Consider the following 15664-nt stretch of genomic DNA (forward strand, 5'->3'; position numbering starts at 1 on the left):
CGCTGTGCAAAAGATCAAGGTACTGTGCGTCGACGATTCGGCGCTGATTCGCAGCCTGATGACGGAAATCATCAACGGCCAGCCCGACATGACGGTCGTCGCGACCGCGCCCGATCCGCTCGTCGCGCGCGAACTCATCAAGCAGCACAACCCGGACGTACTGACGCTCGACGTCGAAATGCCGCGCATGGACGGCCTCGACTTCCTCGAAAAGCTGATGCGCCTGCGTCCGATGCCTGTCGTGATGGTGTCGTCGCTGACGGAGCGCGGCTCGGAAATCACGCTGCGCGCGCTCGAACTGGGCGCCGTCGATTTCGTCACGAAGCCGCGCGTCGGCATTCGCGACGGCATGCTCGAATACGCGGAAAAGCTCGCCGACAAGGTGCGCGCCGCTGCCCGCGCGCGCGTGCGCCAGGCCGCGCCCGCCCATCACGCGCCCGCAGCCGGTCAAGCCGCTGCGGCCGCCGCGACGCACGCGCCGCTCTTCAACAACCCGCTCGTGTCGACGGAAAAGCTGATTATCGTCGGCGCGTCGACGGGCGGCACGGAAGCGATCCGCGAAGTGCTGATGCCGCTGCCCCCCGATGCGCCCGCCGTGCTGATCGCGCAGCACATGCCGCCCGGATTCACAAAATCTTTCGCGCAACGCCTTAATGGTTTGTGCCGGATTACCGTTAAAGAGGCTGAGCACGGCGAACGCGTGCTGCCGGGACATGCGTATATCGCGCCCGGTCACGCTCACCTGCTGCTTGCCCGCAGCGGCGCAAACTATATCGCGCATCTCTCAGACGACCCGCCCGTCAACCGGCATCGTCCGTCTGTCGATGTGCTGTTCCGCTCGGCCGCGCTGCATGCCGGAAAGAACGCCGTCGGCGTGATTCTCACGGGCATGGGGCGCGACGGCGCGGCGGGCCTGCTCGACATGCGCAAGGCGGGCGCGTATACGCTCGCGCAGGACGAAGCGAGCTGCATCGTGTTCGGCATGCCGCGCGAGGCGATCGCGATGGGCGCCGCCGACGAGATCGCGCCGCTTTCGGAAATGAGCCGGCGCGTGATGGCGCGTCTTGCTGCAATGGGTGATCGCGTTCAGCGCGTATGATGCGGCCTCGGCCAAGTAAGTGATTGAGATGGGCCAGTGACCGCGCCATCTGGATTGGAAAAAGGAACAGGACATGGATAAGGGAATGAAGATTCTGGTTGTGGACGACTTTCCGACGATGCGCCGGATCGTCCGCAATCTGTTGAAGGAACTGGGCTACTCGAACGTCGACGAAGCGGAAGACGGCGCGGCGGGCCTCGCGCGTCTGCGCAGCGGCAGCTACGACTTCGTGATTTCCGACTGGAACATGCCGAATCTCGACGGCCTTGCGATGCTCAAGGAAATCCGCGCCGATGCGTCGCTCGCGCATCTGCCCGTGCTGATGGTCACGGCCGAATCGAAGAAGGAAAACATCATCGCTGCCGCTCAGGCGGGCGCGAGCGGTTATGTCGTGAAGCCGTTCACGGCCGCGACGCTCGACGAGAAGCTCAACAAGATCCTCGAGAAGATGGCGAAAGCCGGGAGCTGATGTGAACCCATCGATCAACGAGCAAGGCGCCAAGGAAGACGGCACCGACCTCGCGACCGACCGCATCCTTGCACGCATCGGACAGCTCACGCGCACGCTGCGCGATTCGATGCGCGAGCTGGGGATCGACAAGCACGTCGAGCGCGCGGCGGAAGCGGTGCCGGACGCTCGCGACCGTCTGAAATACATCGCGACGATGACCGAGCAGGCGGCCGAGCGCGTGCTGTCGTCGATCGAAGTCGCGAAGCCGATGCAGGAGCAGTTGCAGCAGGACGCGGCCGCTCTCGACGCGCGCTGGGAGCAGTGGTACTCGGCCCCCATCGAGCGCGAGGAAGTGCGCGCGCTGATGAACGACACGCGCGCGTTCCTGCGCGGCGTGCCCGAAATCACGTCGGCGACCAACGCCCAACTGCTCGAAATCATGCTGGCGCAGGACTTCCAGGATCTGACGGGCCAGGTCATCAAGAAGATCACGGACGTCGTGTACCTGATCGAGCAACAGCTTCTCGGCGTGCTGATCGACAACATCGCGGCCGAGCGGCGCGAGCAGTTCGCGGCGACGGCGGCGCAACTCGTGGCGGAAGCCCAGCACGACCCAATCTCGCCGACGGGGAGCCCGCAGAGCCTGTTGAACGGTCCGCAGATCAATCCGGAAGGCAAGCCCGACGTGTTGCAGGACCAGAGCCAGGTCGACGATCTGCTTGCCAGCCTGGGTTTCTAGGGCGCCGGGCTTTTTCTGAGGCGGTCTGCTTCTTCCAGGTTGCCGGGCTGCTTCTGAGGCGTTCTGCTTGTTCCAGGTTGCCGGGCTTCGTCTGAGGCCGGCCGCACATGGCCGGCCGGCCCGCTGCTGCGGCCCGCACGTCTTGCCGCGCCGCTCGAAGCGTTTCCCAGCGTCCTTTGCCGCCCAATACGAGCCGGGTCTTTTCCTTCGATCCCGTCCGCGAACGCCCACCCGGGCGTCCGCTTCAGGCCTCGCGCGAAGCCGTGAGCGCCCGCTTCGACACCTTCCGCATCGATGCTCACTGCATCGCCGCACGCCCGTTCGTGCGGTCGCGCACCGCGCCACTTCATCAACGGCTGTCATACTACGGACCGGGGAGGATGGTGCTTGACGGCGCTCGGCGCCGTCGGACGCACGATGCCCGCGTGCGCCGCCGCGTCGTTTTCTCCTGAATGAACAACCCGGGTCCGTGAACTGCTGGCACTGTACGGTGTCGATTGGGGGGAGGAATAAAACCATGTCGATTAGCTTTAGCCGTGCCGCTGTCTTTTCAGCGTTTGGATTGTGTTGCGCGCTGCCGGGCCTGCTCGTTTCGCCGCCCGCCAGCGCCGCCTTGGGCGGCAGCCCGATGACGCCGCCCGCCGGCGCGACGACCCAGACGGTGCCCGTGCCGTCCGGCGTCGCCGTGATGCGCAGCGCGTCCGCCGGCTCCGCCGCGTCTGCTTCGTCTTCTTCCGCCGGCACCTCCCCGTCGTACACGGTGCGAGAAACCACGCTCGGCAACGGCACTGTCGTGCGCGAGTACATCTCGACGGCGGGCAGCGTCTTCGGTCTCGCATGGAGCGGGCCGCAAATGCCCGACCTTTCCGACCTGCTCGGCAGCTATTTCCCGCAATACGTGGCGGGCGTGACGAATGCACGCCAGTTGCGCGGCGGCGGACACGGCCCCGGCATCGTGCAGGACAACGGGCTCGTCGTGCATTCGGGCGGCCATATGGGCGCTTTCTCCGGCCAGGCTTACCTGCCGCAGGCACTGCCGGCCGGCGTAAGCGGCACCGATATCAAGTGACGACGGGAGACGAATCATGCGATTTGCGAAGATCGAGAAGTCCATCCACGTCGTAAAGGCGGTGCTCGCCATCTGCGTCGTCTCGATGACGGCATTCGTCGCCGGATGCGGCGGCGGCGGAGGCGGCGGGGGCGGAAGTTCGTCGTCCTCGTCGGGCGCCAACAACGGACCCAGCCAGCAGCCGATTGCCGCCAACGCGCCGAACACGGTGGCCGTGACGGTGGACCGCGGCGTCGCGAACCTCATCAACATACCGACGGTCAGCATGAAGATCTGCGACCCGACGAACGCCGCCAACTGCACGGTCGTCGACCATGTGCTGCTCGACACGGGCTCTTTCGGCGTGCGCATCGTCAATTCCGCGCTGGGCTCGCTTTCGAGCGCGCTGCCCATCCAGCAGGCGACGGCGGGCGGACAGCTCGCCGAGTGCACGCACTTCGCCGACGGCTTCACGTGGGGCACGACACGCACGGCGACGGTGCAGATCAGCGGCGAGGTGGCGAGCAACATTCCGATCCAGGTGATCGGCGACCTGCCCGAAGCGACGATACCCTCGGGCGGCTGCGTAAACGGCGCGGCCGAGAACACCGCGCAGGCGCTGGGCGCGAACGGCATCGTCGGCATCGGCGTGGCGCCCGTCGATTGCGGACCGGCCTGCTCGGTCCAGGCCAACGTCGCGCAGTTCAGTAACTACTACGCGTGCAACGGCGCGAACTGCGTGCGCACGCTCGCGGAGCGGGAGAAGCAGGTGGCCAACCCAGTGCCTAACTTCCCCGCCGACAACAACGGCGTGATCGTGCAGATGGCGCCCATCTCAGCGAGCGGCCAGGCATCGGCGACAGGGACGGTCGTGTTCGGCATCGGCACGCAGTCGAACAATGGCCAGGAACAGGGGATCACGACCTTTACGACCGATGCGTCCGGCGATCTCGTCAACAGCAAGTTCAACGGCGCGACGACCAATACGTTCATGGACAGCGGCTCGAACGGCTACTTCTTCCAGGACGGTTCGATGCCGTTGTGCACCGGCAATCTGGCATCGTTCTACTGTCCGGGCACGACGCAGCAACGCACGGTCACGCTCGTCGGCGCGAACGGCGTGACGGGCGACGTGCCACTCAACGTCGCGAATACGCAGAACCTGTTGAGCGCCGGAAGCAACTTCGCGTTCAACGACCTCGGCGGGCAGATCGGCTCGTTGAGCGCGTTCGATCTGGGCTTGCCGTTCTTCTTCGGCCGCCATGTCTACTACGGGATGGACAAGCGCGCGTCGGGCGGGCAGGCGCCGTTCGTCGCGTTCTGATGTCGTCGTGATCGCGCGCCGGCCCGCTGCCTCGCGGGCCGGCCGGCGCGTCGAACGAATGCGGCGTTCTTCCGCTTCCGCGTCCCTGAGCGGCGCATGTTCGTGCCGCCCCATCGTTTGAAATACCCCCCTTTCCCCGCCTTTATCCGCCAATCGCCGCTCGACGTCTGCGGGAATAATCGCTCTGACTGAAAAAGGGCATGGTGCCCTTGCAGCCGGAGAGCACGTTGGCAGAGGATAGCGACCTCGAAAAAACCGAATCAGCCACCCCCCGGCGCCTGAGCAAGGCGCGGGAGGAGGGGCAGGTCGCGCGTTCGCGGGAACTGGCGACGTTCGCGCTCGTCGCAGCCGGGTTTCTCGGCACGTGGGCGATGTCGGGCATGATCGGCGACCACGTGCAGGCGATGCTGCGCGCGGCGTTCACGTTCAATCACGACACCGTCTTCGATACGAAGCGCGCGCTGCCCAGCGCGGGCGCCATCGCGCGTGAAGGCTTCTATGTGCTGCTGCCGCTGCTGGTGCTGACGGGCCTCGCCGCGCTGCTCGCGCCAATGGCGCTCGGCGGCTGGCTGCTGTCGACCAGTTCGCTGTCGCCGAATTTCGGGCGACTGAATCCCGTCGCGGGATTCGGGCGCATCTTTTCGATCAACGGGACGATCCAGCTCGGGATGTCGCTCGCGAAGATCATCGTTGTCGGGCTGATCGGCGGACTGGCCATCTGGCACAAGCGCGACGACTTCCTCGCGCTCGCGACACAGCCGCTGCACATCGCGCTGTCGAACGCGGGCCATCTGGTCGCCGTATGCTGCGCGATGACGGTCGCCGGGATGTTCGTGATCGCCGCGCTCGACGTGCCGTATCAGGTGTGGTCGTTCCACAAGAAGCTGCGCATGACCAAGGAAGAAGTGAAGCGCGAGCATCGCGAGAGCGAAGGCGACCCGCACGTGAAGGCGCGTCTGCGTTCGCAGCAGCGCGCGATGGCCCGCCGCCGGATGATGGCCAACGTGCCGAAAGCCGACGTCGTCGTGACGAACCCGACGCACTTCGCCGTCGCGCTGCAATACACGGACGGCGAAATGGGCGCGCCGAAGGTCGTCGCGAAGGGCGTGAACCTCGTGGCCGCGCGCATCCGCGAGCTGGCGACGGAGCACAACATTCCGCTGCTCGAAGCGCCGCCGCTCGCGCGCGCGCTCTATCACAACGTCGAACTGAATCGCGAGATTCCAGGCGCGCTGTATGGCGCCGTCGCGGAAGTGCTCGCATGGGTCTATCAACTGCGCCGCTTCAAGGAAGACGGCGGCGTCGCGCCCGTCGCGCCGACGGAGCTCGACGTTCCGCCGGAACTGGACAAGGGCGGCGTGCCCGACGACGAAGCGGACCAGGAAGCCGCCGACGCGCTCGGCGGCGACACTCAAGGTAACGGAGCATCAGCATGAACGCCCGCGCGGGTTTCCTTTCACGACGGCCGGAAGCGCTGAACGGCACCAACCTGCGGGCACTGGCGGGCCCGCTTCTGATCTGCATGATCCTCGGCATGATGATCCTGCCGTTGCCGCCGTTCCTGCTGGATCTGCTGTTCACGTTCAACATCGCGCTTTCCGTGATGGTGCTGCTCGTCAGCATGTACACGATGAAGCCGCTCGACTTCGCTGCGTTCCCGAGCGTGCTGCTGTTCTCGACGCTGCTGCGGCTGTCGCTGAACGTCGCGTCGACGCGTATCGTGCTGCTCGAAGGCCACACCGGGCCGGGCGCGGCGGGCGCCGTGATCGAGGCGTTCGGTCACTTCCTCGTCGGCGGCAACTTCGCGGTCGGCATCGTCGTGTTCGTCATCCTGATGGTCATCAACTTCATGGTGATCACGAAGGGTGCGGGGCGTATCGCGGAAGTGTCCGCGCGCTTCACGCTCGACGCGATGCCCGGCAAGCAGATGGCGATCGACGCCGACCTGAACGCCGGCATGATCAACGAGGAACAGGCGCGCAAGCGCCGGACGGAAATCTCACAGGAGGCCGAGTTCTACGGCTCGATGGACGGCGCGAGCAAGTTCGTGCGCGGCGATGCGATCGCCGGCCTGCTGATCATGGTGATCAACATCATCGGCGGGCTGATCGTCGGCATCGTCCAGCACGGCATGGACTTCGGCGACGCGGGCAAGACCTACACGCTGCTCACGATCGGCGACGGCCTCGTTGCGCAGATTCCGTCGCTCGTCATTTCGACGGCGGCGGGCGTGATCGTGTCGCGGGTCGCGACCGACGAAGACATCGGCACCCAACTGACGGGCCAGCTCTTCACGAACCCGCGCGTGCTGACGATCACGGGCTCGATCCTCGTGCTGATGGGCCTGATCCCCAACATGCCGCACTTCGCGTTTCTGCTGCTGGGCGGCGGCGCGATCCAGCTCGGCCGCATGATGAAGAAGCGCGCCGCGCAGAGCAAGTCGGCGGCCGCGCTCGTCGATGTCGTGCCGCAGGCGCTCGCACCGTCGGAAGCGGCGGAAGCCAGCTGGGACGACGTGACGATGATCGACGCGCTCGGTCTCGAGGTCGGCTACCGGCTGATCCCGCTCGTCGACAAGAATTCCGACGGCGAACTGCTCAAGCGCATCAAGAACATCCGCAAGAAGTTCGCGCAGGAAATCGGCTTCCTGCCGCCTGTCATTCATATCCGCGACAACCTGGAACTGCGTCCGAACGGCTACCGGATCGCGCTCAAGGGCGTCGAAGTGGGCGTCGGCGAGGCGTATCCAGGCCAATGGCTCGCGATCAATCCCGGTCAGGTCACGGCCGCGCTGCCCGGCACGCCGACCCAGGACCCGGCGTTCGGCCTGCCCGCGATCTGGATCGACACGAACATGCGGGAACAGGCGCAGGTGTACGGCTACACGGTGGTCGATTCGAGCACGGTCGTCGCGACTCACCTGAATCACCTCGTCGTCACGCACGCGGCGGAACTGCTCGGCCGCCAGGAAGTGCAGGCGCTGATCGAGCGGATGCAGAAGGACGCGGCGCCCCTCGTCGACGATGTCGTGCCGAAGGTGATCCCCGTCGCGACGCTGCAAAAGGTGCTGCAGAACCTGCTGGAAGAAGGCGTGCCGATCCGCGATATGCGCACGATCCTCGAAGCGCTGTCGGAGCACGCGCCGAAGTTCACCGATCCGCACGATCTCACGGCGGCCGTGCGTCTCGCGCTGGGACGCGCGATCACGCAGCAGTGGTTCCCCGGCAATGGCGACATCCAGGTGATGGGACTCGACGCGCATCTGGAGCGGCTCCTGAGCCAGGCCCTCAACACGGGCGCGAACCCCGGCCTCGAACCCGGTCTCGCGAACACGCTGCTGATGGAGACGCAAAAGGCGATGACGCGCCAGCAGAACATCGGTCTCGCGCCCGTGATGCTCGTCCAGCATTCGCTGCGCGCGATGCTCGCGCGCTTCCTGCGACGCAGCCTGCCGCAGCTGAAGGTGCTGTCATACGCGGAAGTGCCCGATACGCGGCATGTGCGGGTCGTCAACGTGGTCGGCATGCAGGGGTGAGGCTGAGGCTGAGCGCGTTCGCGTGCGGTCCATACGGTCCGTTCGCGGCGACTCGCGATGATCGCCGGCATCGCCGCGATCGCCGCGATCGTCGCGATTGCAAGGATCGCCACGGCATTTCTTGCCGCTGTCTCGCGGACAGCGAGTCCGATCCGAACGCCGGCCTCTTTGGGTTGACGCGGGCGACGCCTTGATACGCAAGGCTTCGCGCCCGTTGGCGTTGGTCAGCGGCGCGCGTCGCCGATCGGATCGGCCGGGCTTCAATGATCGTTCCCGGCGTCCGGAGCGGGCGCCGAATGCGTGAATTGCCAGCGTTTCACCGTCTTTATTGCCCGATGGACGGTGGACGTCTTTCGCAATAATTCATCTCATCGGGAAACGGTATATCGCCGGTCCGCGCTGCTCATCGGAGAACCAGCTTGAACATTCGTAAATTTGTCGGTGCAACGAGTCGTGACGCGCTGCGTCTCGTCCGCGAGGCATTGGGCTCCGATGCAGTCGTATTGTCGAATCGCACGAATGAAGATGGCACCGTCGAGATCGTTGCGGTCGCCGACCGGGATCTGAACGCAATCACGCCGCGTGCGCAGGAAAGCGCCGCGATGAGCACGACGGGCGCGAGCACGTCGGCGGGCACGGCGCTGATCGCCGGTCCCGCAACGAACGCAGGCGCCTCCACGCGCGCGCCGATGCCGTCGATGCCCGTCAATCCATACGCGAGCGGAATGCCTGACGTGTTCTCGTCGGTGTTCGGCGCGAGCCCGGAAGCGGGCACCGAGCGCATGCTCGCCGCGAGCGAAGAGAAGGCCGAACCGCAAGGCGCGATGGCGGCCGCCGGCGAAGGCCCGGCAAGCGACAGCAAGCCGATGGGCGCATCGAACGCTGCGCGCCTAACCAACGACGTGCGCGACGACGTGCGCGTCGAGCTGCGCCACGAATCGCGCGGCGAGCTGCGCTCGGATGCATCGGCTGCGCCTTCCGTGGCAAGCAAGCCCGCGATGCCGGAAGTGCCCGTACGTCCGCGCACGATGGCCGAAACGAATCCGTGGCTGATCGATCACGCGCGCCGCATCGCGGCCAAGGACGTGGTCCCCGCCGCCAATCCGACGATGACGCCCGCCGCCGCGATCGCGCGCGGCTTGGGCACGCCCGTCGATCCGCGCGAGCCGGCCGTCAACGAAGGGTCGACGCCCGAGTGGGCGCGCGAAGCCGCGCAACTGGCCGCGCGCCGCGCATCGCAGAAGAACACGCCCGCCGCGTACGACATCGGCGGCGACATCACCCACGCTGCCGATGCACGCCGGAACGCAGCCGCCGAAATGACGCCGAAGTCGGCCGCCGAGCTGATGGAATCGGTGAAATCGCGTATCGAGCAGATGGTCAACGAGACCGTGATGAACGAGCTCACGTCGATGCGCGGCATGATGGAAGAGCAGTTCGCGGGCTTGCAGTGGGCCGATCGCCAGCGCCGCAGCCCGACGCATGCGGCGTTGACGAAGCACCTGTTCGCGGCCGGCTTCTCCGCGCAGCTCGTGAAGATGGTGATCGACAACCTGCCCGACGTCGAAAGCATGGACGAGGGCCTCGATTGGGTGAAGACGGTGCTCGAATCGAACGTGCCCGTGATGGAAAACGAAGACGCGCTGATGGAGCGCGGCGGCGTGTTCGCGCTGATGGGCCCGACGGGCGTCGGCAAGACCACGACGACGGCGAAGCTCGCGGCGCGTTGCGTGATGCGCTTCGGCGCAAGCAAGGTCGCGCTGCTCACGACCGACAGCTACCGGATCGGCGGCCACGAACAGCTGCGCATCTTCGGCAAGATCCTGGGCGTGTCGGTGCATGCGGTGAAGGACAGCGCCGACCTTCAGCTCGCGCTCTCCGAACTGCGCAACAAACATATCGTGCTGATCGACACGATCGGCATGAGCCAGCGCGACCGGCTCGTCTCCGACCAGATCGCGATGCTGGGCCGCGCCGGTCAACCCGTCCAGCGCCTGCTGCTGCTGAACGCGACGAGCCACGGCGACACGCTGAACGAAGTCGTGCAGGCCTATCAGAACGCGCCGGACCAGCAGCCGCTCGCCGGTTGCATCCTGACCAAGCTCGACGAAGCGACGAATCTCGGCGCGGTGCTCGATACGGTGATCCGCTACAAGCTGTCCGTGCACTACGTGTCGACGGGACAGAAGGTGCCCGAGAACCTGTACGTCGCGACGAAGAAATTTCTCATCAAGAGCGCTTTCTGCATTCCGCGTGACAACTCGCCGTTCGTCCCGCAGGACGAGGACGTGCCGGCGCTGCTGTCGGCGCTGTCGGCCCGTTCGACCGCCGATCTGCATGAGGTTCGCTTTGGATAAGTTTGTGCAGGATCAGGCGGAAGGACTGCGGCGGCTGCTCGCGCGCACCGGCTCGCGGGTCGTTGCGGTAGCGGGCGGCACGCGCGGCGTCGGCGCGACGACGACGGTGGTGAATCTCGCGGCCGCGCTCGCGGAGCAGGGCAAGGACGTACTGGTGATCGACGAATGTCTGGGCGAGCGCTCGGTGAGCGCGACGCTCGGCGGCGTGCGCGGCGCGGGCAATTTCTCCGCGGTGATGCGCGGCGAGATGACGCTCGAACAAGCGGCGGGGCGGCATGCGCTCGGCTTTGCGGTTCTCGCTGCATCGCGCGGCAATTGCGAAAGCTGCACGAAGGAGCAGTTGGGCGTGGTGCTGAGCGGATCGGCCGATGTCGTGCTGATCGATGCGCAGGTGGACCGCGAGGGCGCGTTGTCGGCGCTCGCAAGACAGTCGCATGACGTGATGGTCGTCACGCGCGTCGCGGCGCAGGCGATCACCGATGCGTACGCGTGCATGAAGCGTCTGCATTTTTCGCATGCGATTGCGCAGTTTCGCGTGCTGATGAATCACGTGCAGAGCATCGCTGACGCGCATGTCGCGTTTGAGAACCTGGCGGGCGTGGCGGGGCGCTACCTCGCCGTATCGCTGGAAGAGGCGGGCTGCGTCTCATCCGAGCCTCTGATGGCGCGAGCCATGGAGTTGTCACGCTGCGTCGTCGATGCGTTCCCATCGGCACCTGCTGCGCGCGACTTTCGACATATCGCAGCCGAACTGCAGTACTGGCCGATGCGGCCAGCGATTTCGTCACGGGCACACAGTGTGCCGCCGGCGGCGGTGACAGCGGCGCAATTCGCCGACCAGCCGTCCGCGCAGCACGCCTGAAGGCGGCAAGAACAAGGGGAGCACGATGTACAACGCTCAAGGAAAGATTTCGCAGGCCGACGTTTTGACGAAGTACGCGCCGCTGGTGCGCCGTCTCGGCTTGCAGCTCGTCGCGAAGATGCCGGCGAGCGTGGACCTCGACGATCTGATCCAGGCGGGCATGATTGGCCTGCTGGATGCGGCGAGCCGCTACAAGGAAGACCAGGGCGCGCAGTTCGAGACGTACGCGAGCCAGCGGATTCGCGGCGCGATGCTCGACGAGCTGCGCAGCAACGACTGGCTGCCGCGCAGTTTGCGCCGCACGTCGCGCGAGGTCGAGACGGCCGTGCACAAGGTCGAGCAGTCGCTGGGCCGGTCGGCGAGCGAAGCGGAGATTGCCGAGCATCTGAAGATGCCGCTCGAAGAGTATCAGTCGATGCTGCAGGATTTGCACGGCAGCCAGCTGATCTATTACGAGGACTTCGATCGTTCCGCGGACGATGAGCCGTTTCTGGACCGCTATTGCGTCGATCACTCCGATCCGCTGTCGGCGCTGCTCGACGAGAGCTTGCGCGGCGCGCTGGTCGAGGCGATCGACCGGCTGCCGGAGCGCGAGAAGCTGCTGATGTCGCTTTACTACGAGCGCGGCTTGAATCTGCGCGAGATCGGGGCGGTGATGGAGGTCAGCGAGTCGCGTGTGTGTCAGTTGCATTCGCAGGCCGTCGCGCGGTTGCGGACTCGCTTGCGCGAGCAGGCTTGGGCTTCGGCGGAGACTAGCTGATTTTTTGTTTTTGCCCTGTGGGCGGTTTGTTTTGTGAGAGCCGATCTTTTTTTAAGGTCGGCTTTTTTGTTTTTGGCTCTTCGTTTTTCGGCAGCGGCGGCTTTTGTTTCGCGTGCGCCGTGCGCGCCATTTGCCGCGAGTGCAATTTCGAATTTGTTCGATATCGGCCGCATGACGACATGCCGCACACTTCAGTCGATATACGACCGCATTGGAGGCAAGGACGCACCCGATCGAGCATCACGCGATGTCCATGCATGGGCCCGGATGTGAGTTCAGGTAGCGGCACTCCAAGACGACCTACAAGATATGAACTGACGGTTTTCCATGAAGAAATTGCGGGTTCTCGCACTATGTGCCGCTGTCATCGAATTGACCTCGTGTGCCGCTGACGCGCCGCGCCTCCTTGAAGAAAGTAACGCGGGTGCGTTCCCGATTACGCCGAACGCGATACTGGTCGTGGTAGACGATGGGGTGTTCGACTCGCCAGTGCTCGGCACAATGGGAGATGCATATCGAAGCGGGCTGCGCCGAGGGCTTCAGAGCACGCTGGGCGGCGTTCCGACAAATTTCATCGATGTGCATTCGATGACTCAAGCCGCGCGGATTGCGCCACAGCTGCGGGCAACACGCCCAAGTCATACGCTACGGCTATTCACGCGTTCGTCCATGCGACGCGGCACTTTGCCGATCAGCGTCGTTTGGCAAATGGAAGTGTCCAGTGTCGTGTTCCACACGGTGTTTTCGCTCAAAGGCATCCCGAAGGTCGAGGTCGCTTCTACTCCCCTCTATGAGGCAAGTGCCGAAGGCGACGCGTGCATGTTGTCCGATAGCGCCGCGGACAAGTGCGGCGAGGCTATGGGCCAACTGCTAGGCGAGAGGCTGCGCGCCGCTCATGTGTTGCAGATCGATGCAGGCAGTTGAACTGCGTTCGATACCGACCAGTCGCAGACAAAAGCAAAGAACAAAAAGCAAAACCGGCACCCAAAGGCACCGGTCAATTAGAAAAACAGAGAGGAGATAAGAAGGGGGCAACCCCTTTAAACCAGATCAAACTCCCGCAAACGCCGGAACCCGCCCATCCGGGCCATAAAGCGCGCCGCGCTCCGGCCCAACGGCCACGTTCAACGCGGCAAGCGCCCGCCGGTTATATTCCATGCGAGTCCGGATCAGCGCGCCATTCGTCGTGTTGAACCGCTTCGCGCGCTCGACGGCCTTCTGCAGCAAGGACCACTGCGTAGCAAGCCGCGAATCGTTGGCGACCGCCATCTCCATGCCCTTCCATCCCGTCGGATAGCCAAGCTGCACGAGCTGTGAATCGCGGACTTTCTCAAGAGTCGAGAGCCTCTCAACCAACTCCATCTTCTTTTCGACGATGGGCGGCAGCGTCTCGATGGGATGCACCGTGGTCAGTGCCTTTTCCTCGGCGGCGAGAACGGAGGCAAACAGCTCCACAGCGGAATATTCGTCGATGACGGTGGCAAGCAGGGCGTCTTTCATCACTAACAACTCGCTAGGCAGCGGCTCGCGCCGCGCGCAAAACCGGATTGGTCATACATGCCGCCCGGCTCCCGGCGCACCGCATCGGTACGCCGGTCAGTTGCCGGCCGACTGGCTCTTCTGTTGCAGCAGTTCGCGCGCCGTCGCCAGCACACCATCGGCGATCTTGCCGGGGTCGATCGTCAACGTGCCGTCCTTGATCGCCTGCTTGATCGACTCGACATGCGCCGTATCGATGTCCGACGTGCCCGCGCTCGCGAGGCTCTGCAGATGCGACGACAGTCCCGACAGATTCACATTGGCGTCACCCGACGCGCCCGTGGCCGTCGATGCGCTCGACGTCGCCGTGCTCGCACCGCCCGTCGCGGCGGTATCGCCTTGCTGCGTGCGCTGCAGCCCGTCTTTCAACGTCTGCAAGCCAGATTGGGTAGTGGAATCAACTTTCACGATTGGCTTCCTGAACGATTTGAATGTGATATCGGCAATCACACCGTCGAACTTTAGCGCAATCGATCAGACACGTTTTTCAAGTTGTAACCGCGCGCGGCGCGTCGTCAGAGCTGGATTTCGACGGTTCCGCCGTCCTTCACGATGCCCTGCACGATCTGCCCGCTCGCCATCTTCACCTTTACCGGCTGGCCCGGCGACGCATTGTTCATCACGCTGCCTTCCGCCGAAATCGAAAAGCCCTGGCCCTGCGCGACCACTTTGACCGACTGGCCGATCGTCACCGACTCGGCGCTCTTCAGCATGTCCCGGCGCAACGGCAGGCCCGCCGACACGCGCATCAGCGCGACCGAGCCGACCGCCTGCGCGGGGTCGGTGATCACGGCTTGCGGCAGGAGCGTCAGATCGCCGTCGCGGGCGACGAGATCGGCGGCCGTCAGCAGTTCGCCCGGTCCGATCGCTCGCGACGCCAGATAGTAAGTCGCGTGCACCGAGACCTTCGCCTGCAGATAAAGCGTCCACGGACGCTCGCCCGAGCAGCGCACGCCGACCGTCGTGCGGCCCCACAGGCGCGCGCCCGTCGGCATGAACGGTTCGAGCGTCGTGCACGCCGCGAGCCCGCGCGGAAACACCGTCGTCACGCTGATGTCGACCTTGCCCGGCAATCCCGCCGACTGCTGTTGCAGATAGGCGAGCGCGGCCCGGCGGATCGATTCGCCGTCCTGCTGTCCAGCGGGCACGGGCGCTGCCGCTTGAGCCTGAGCCTGAGCCTGAGCCTGAGCCTGAGCTTGAGCTTGAGGCTGCACTTGCGCCTGCGCAGCGACGGCCGGCGCGGACGCCGCCGCGTTATTGCGCGCGACGCCGCCGCGAGGCTGCGCGGCTGTGGCATTCGGGAATGCATTGCCGGCGGGCGGATTCACGGCGATCGGTTCCACGCCCGCTGTCTGGCGGGCGGCGGGCTGGGCCGGCGCGACCACGACGGGCATCACCTGACGCGAGGCCGGTTGCAGGCTCACGCGCATCATGCCCGGCGCGTTTGCCGCGACGGCGGGTTCCCTCTGAGCCGCGGCTTCGGCAGCGCCGGGAATCACGATCGCGCCATCGGCATGCGCGGCTTGCGCGAAGCGGTCGGTTTCGTTGCGCGGATTCGGGCCGAGCATGGGCGGCACAGCGGCTGGCGCGGACACGGCAGCCACGCCGGGCGCAGCCACACTAGGCGCAGCAACGCCAGGCGCAACGCCACGCGGCGCGGACGCATTCATGCGCTCGGCCATCGCTTGCAGTTCGGCGGGATTCTTCTCTGCCGGTCCGGCGATCACGATCGGACCGCCGTTCTCCTGCGCCTGCGCATGCGAGACGAAGGCACAGGCGCCGACCAGCGCGATCGCCGACAGCGTGCGGACAGCACGCGCACCCGCGCGGCGAGCGTGGCGCGAAGCGGTGGCGGCAGGCGAGGGCATGGTCGTTCTCCATCTGATGCATCGGTACGAATCGCATTCTAGAGATAGGCCACCTCGCAGAAACGGTGAATAGAGGCATCCT

General features: G+C 65.4%; 14 protein-coding genes. 11 read left to right on the forward strand and 3 right to left on the reverse strand.

The features are described from left to right. The first annotated feature begins 4 nt into the window (after nucleotides 1-4). From VSR68_RS14030 to VSR68_RS14080, 11 genes are all read left to right on the forward strand, one after another. Entirely contained in the window at nucleotides 5-1099 is a 1095-nt protein-coding gene (locus VSR68_RS14030) for a chemotaxis response regulator protein-glutamate methylesterase (RefSeq protein WP_342940526.1), read from the forward strand. Nucleotides 1100-1172: 73 nt separating this feature from the next. After that, nucleotides 1173-1568 (forward strand): chemotaxis response regulator CheY, encoded by a 396-nt coding sequence (gene cheY / locus VSR68_RS14035; protein WP_342940419.1) that lies wholly within the window; start codon nucleotides 1173-1175, stop codon nucleotides 1566-1568. 1 nt (nucleotide 1569) lies between these two features. After that, on the forward strand, nucleotides 1570-2289 hold the full coding sequence (cheZ, locus tag VSR68_RS14040) for a protein phosphatase CheZ (protein WP_342940420.1): 720 nt from the start codon (nucleotides 1570-1572) through the stop codon (nucleotides 2287-2289). A gap of 517 nt (nucleotides 2290-2806) precedes the next feature. Beyond that, complete coding sequence (locus tag VSR68_RS14045; protein ID WP_342940421.1) at nucleotides 2807-3358, forward strand: DUF2844 domain-containing protein; 552 nt, start codon at nucleotides 2807-2809, stop codon at nucleotides 3356-3358. A gap of 16 nt (nucleotides 3359-3374) precedes the next feature. After that, a complete protein-coding gene (locus VSR68_RS14050) occupies nucleotides 3375-4661 on the forward strand; it encodes a DUF3443 domain-containing protein (protein WP_342940422.1) in 1287 nt (428 codons plus the stop codon). Nucleotides 4662-4888: 227 nt separating this feature from the next. Further along, complete coding sequence (gene flhB, locus VSR68_RS14055; RefSeq protein ID WP_342940423.1) at nucleotides 4889-6097, forward strand: flagellar biosynthesis protein FlhB; 1209 nt, start codon at nucleotides 4889-4891, stop codon at nucleotides 6095-6097. Further along, nucleotides 6094-8196 carry a flagellar biosynthesis protein FlhA gene (gene flhA, locus VSR68_RS14060; RefSeq protein ID WP_342940424.1) on the forward strand — a complete coding sequence of 701 codons (2103 nt, stop codon included), beginning with the start codon at nucleotides 6094-6096 and terminating at the stop codon, nucleotides 8194-8196. Before flhB ends, flhA begins: the two co-directional genes overlap by 4 nt. A 419-nt stretch (nucleotides 8197-8615) precedes the next feature. After that, a complete protein-coding gene (gene flhF, locus VSR68_RS14065; RefSeq protein WP_342940425.1) occupies nucleotides 8616-10553 on the forward strand; it encodes a flagellar biosynthesis protein FlhF in 1938 nt (645 codons plus the stop codon). After that, entirely contained in the window at nucleotides 10546-11415 is an 870-nt protein-coding gene (locus VSR68_RS14070) for a MinD/ParA family ATP-binding protein (protein ID WP_342940426.1), read from the forward strand. The genes flhF and VSR68_RS14070 overlap by 8 nt, the downstream gene beginning before the upstream one ends. A gap of 25 nt (nucleotides 11416-11440) precedes the next feature. After that, nucleotides 11441-12175, forward strand: a complete 735-nt coding sequence (locus tag VSR68_RS14075) for an RNA polymerase sigma factor FliA (RefSeq protein WP_342936991.1) — start codon at nucleotides 11441-11443, stop codon at nucleotides 12173-12175. 327 nt (nucleotides 12176-12502) lie between these two features. Continuing rightward, complete coding sequence (locus VSR68_RS14080; protein ID WP_342940427.1) at nucleotides 12503-13099, forward strand: hypothetical protein; 597 nt, start codon at nucleotides 12503-12505, stop codon at nucleotides 13097-13099. Nucleotides 13100-13225: 126 nt separating this feature from the next. Here the strand turns inward: VSR68_RS14080 and VSR68_RS14085 are convergent, their stop codons facing one another. The 3 genes from VSR68_RS14085 to flgA form a co-directional block, all read right to left on the reverse strand. Further along, complete coding sequence (locus VSR68_RS14085) at nucleotides 13226-13675, reverse strand: flagellar protein FlgN (protein ID WP_342936990.1); 450 nt, start codon at nucleotides 13673-13675, stop codon at nucleotides 13226-13228. Between the two features lie 96 nt (nucleotides 13676-13771). Continuing rightward, a complete protein-coding gene (flgM, locus tag VSR68_RS14090) occupies nucleotides 13772-14122 on the reverse strand; it encodes a flagellar biosynthesis anti-sigma factor FlgM (RefSeq protein WP_342940428.1) in 351 nt (116 codons plus the stop codon). Between the two features lie 107 nt (nucleotides 14123-14229). Beyond that, nucleotides 14230-15582 (reverse strand): flagellar basal body P-ring formation chaperone FlgA, encoded by a 1353-nt coding sequence (flgA, locus tag VSR68_RS14095; RefSeq protein WP_342940429.1) that lies wholly within the window; start codon nucleotides 15580-15582, stop codon nucleotides 14230-14232. Nucleotides 15583-15664 lie beyond the last annotated feature (82 nt).

Origin of the sequence: Paraburkholderia phymatum (assembly GCF_038900715.1) — a bacterium.
GTDB classification, from domain to species: Bacteria; Pseudomonadota; Gammaproteobacteria; order Burkholderiales; family Burkholderiaceae; genus Paraburkholderia; species Paraburkholderia phymatum_A.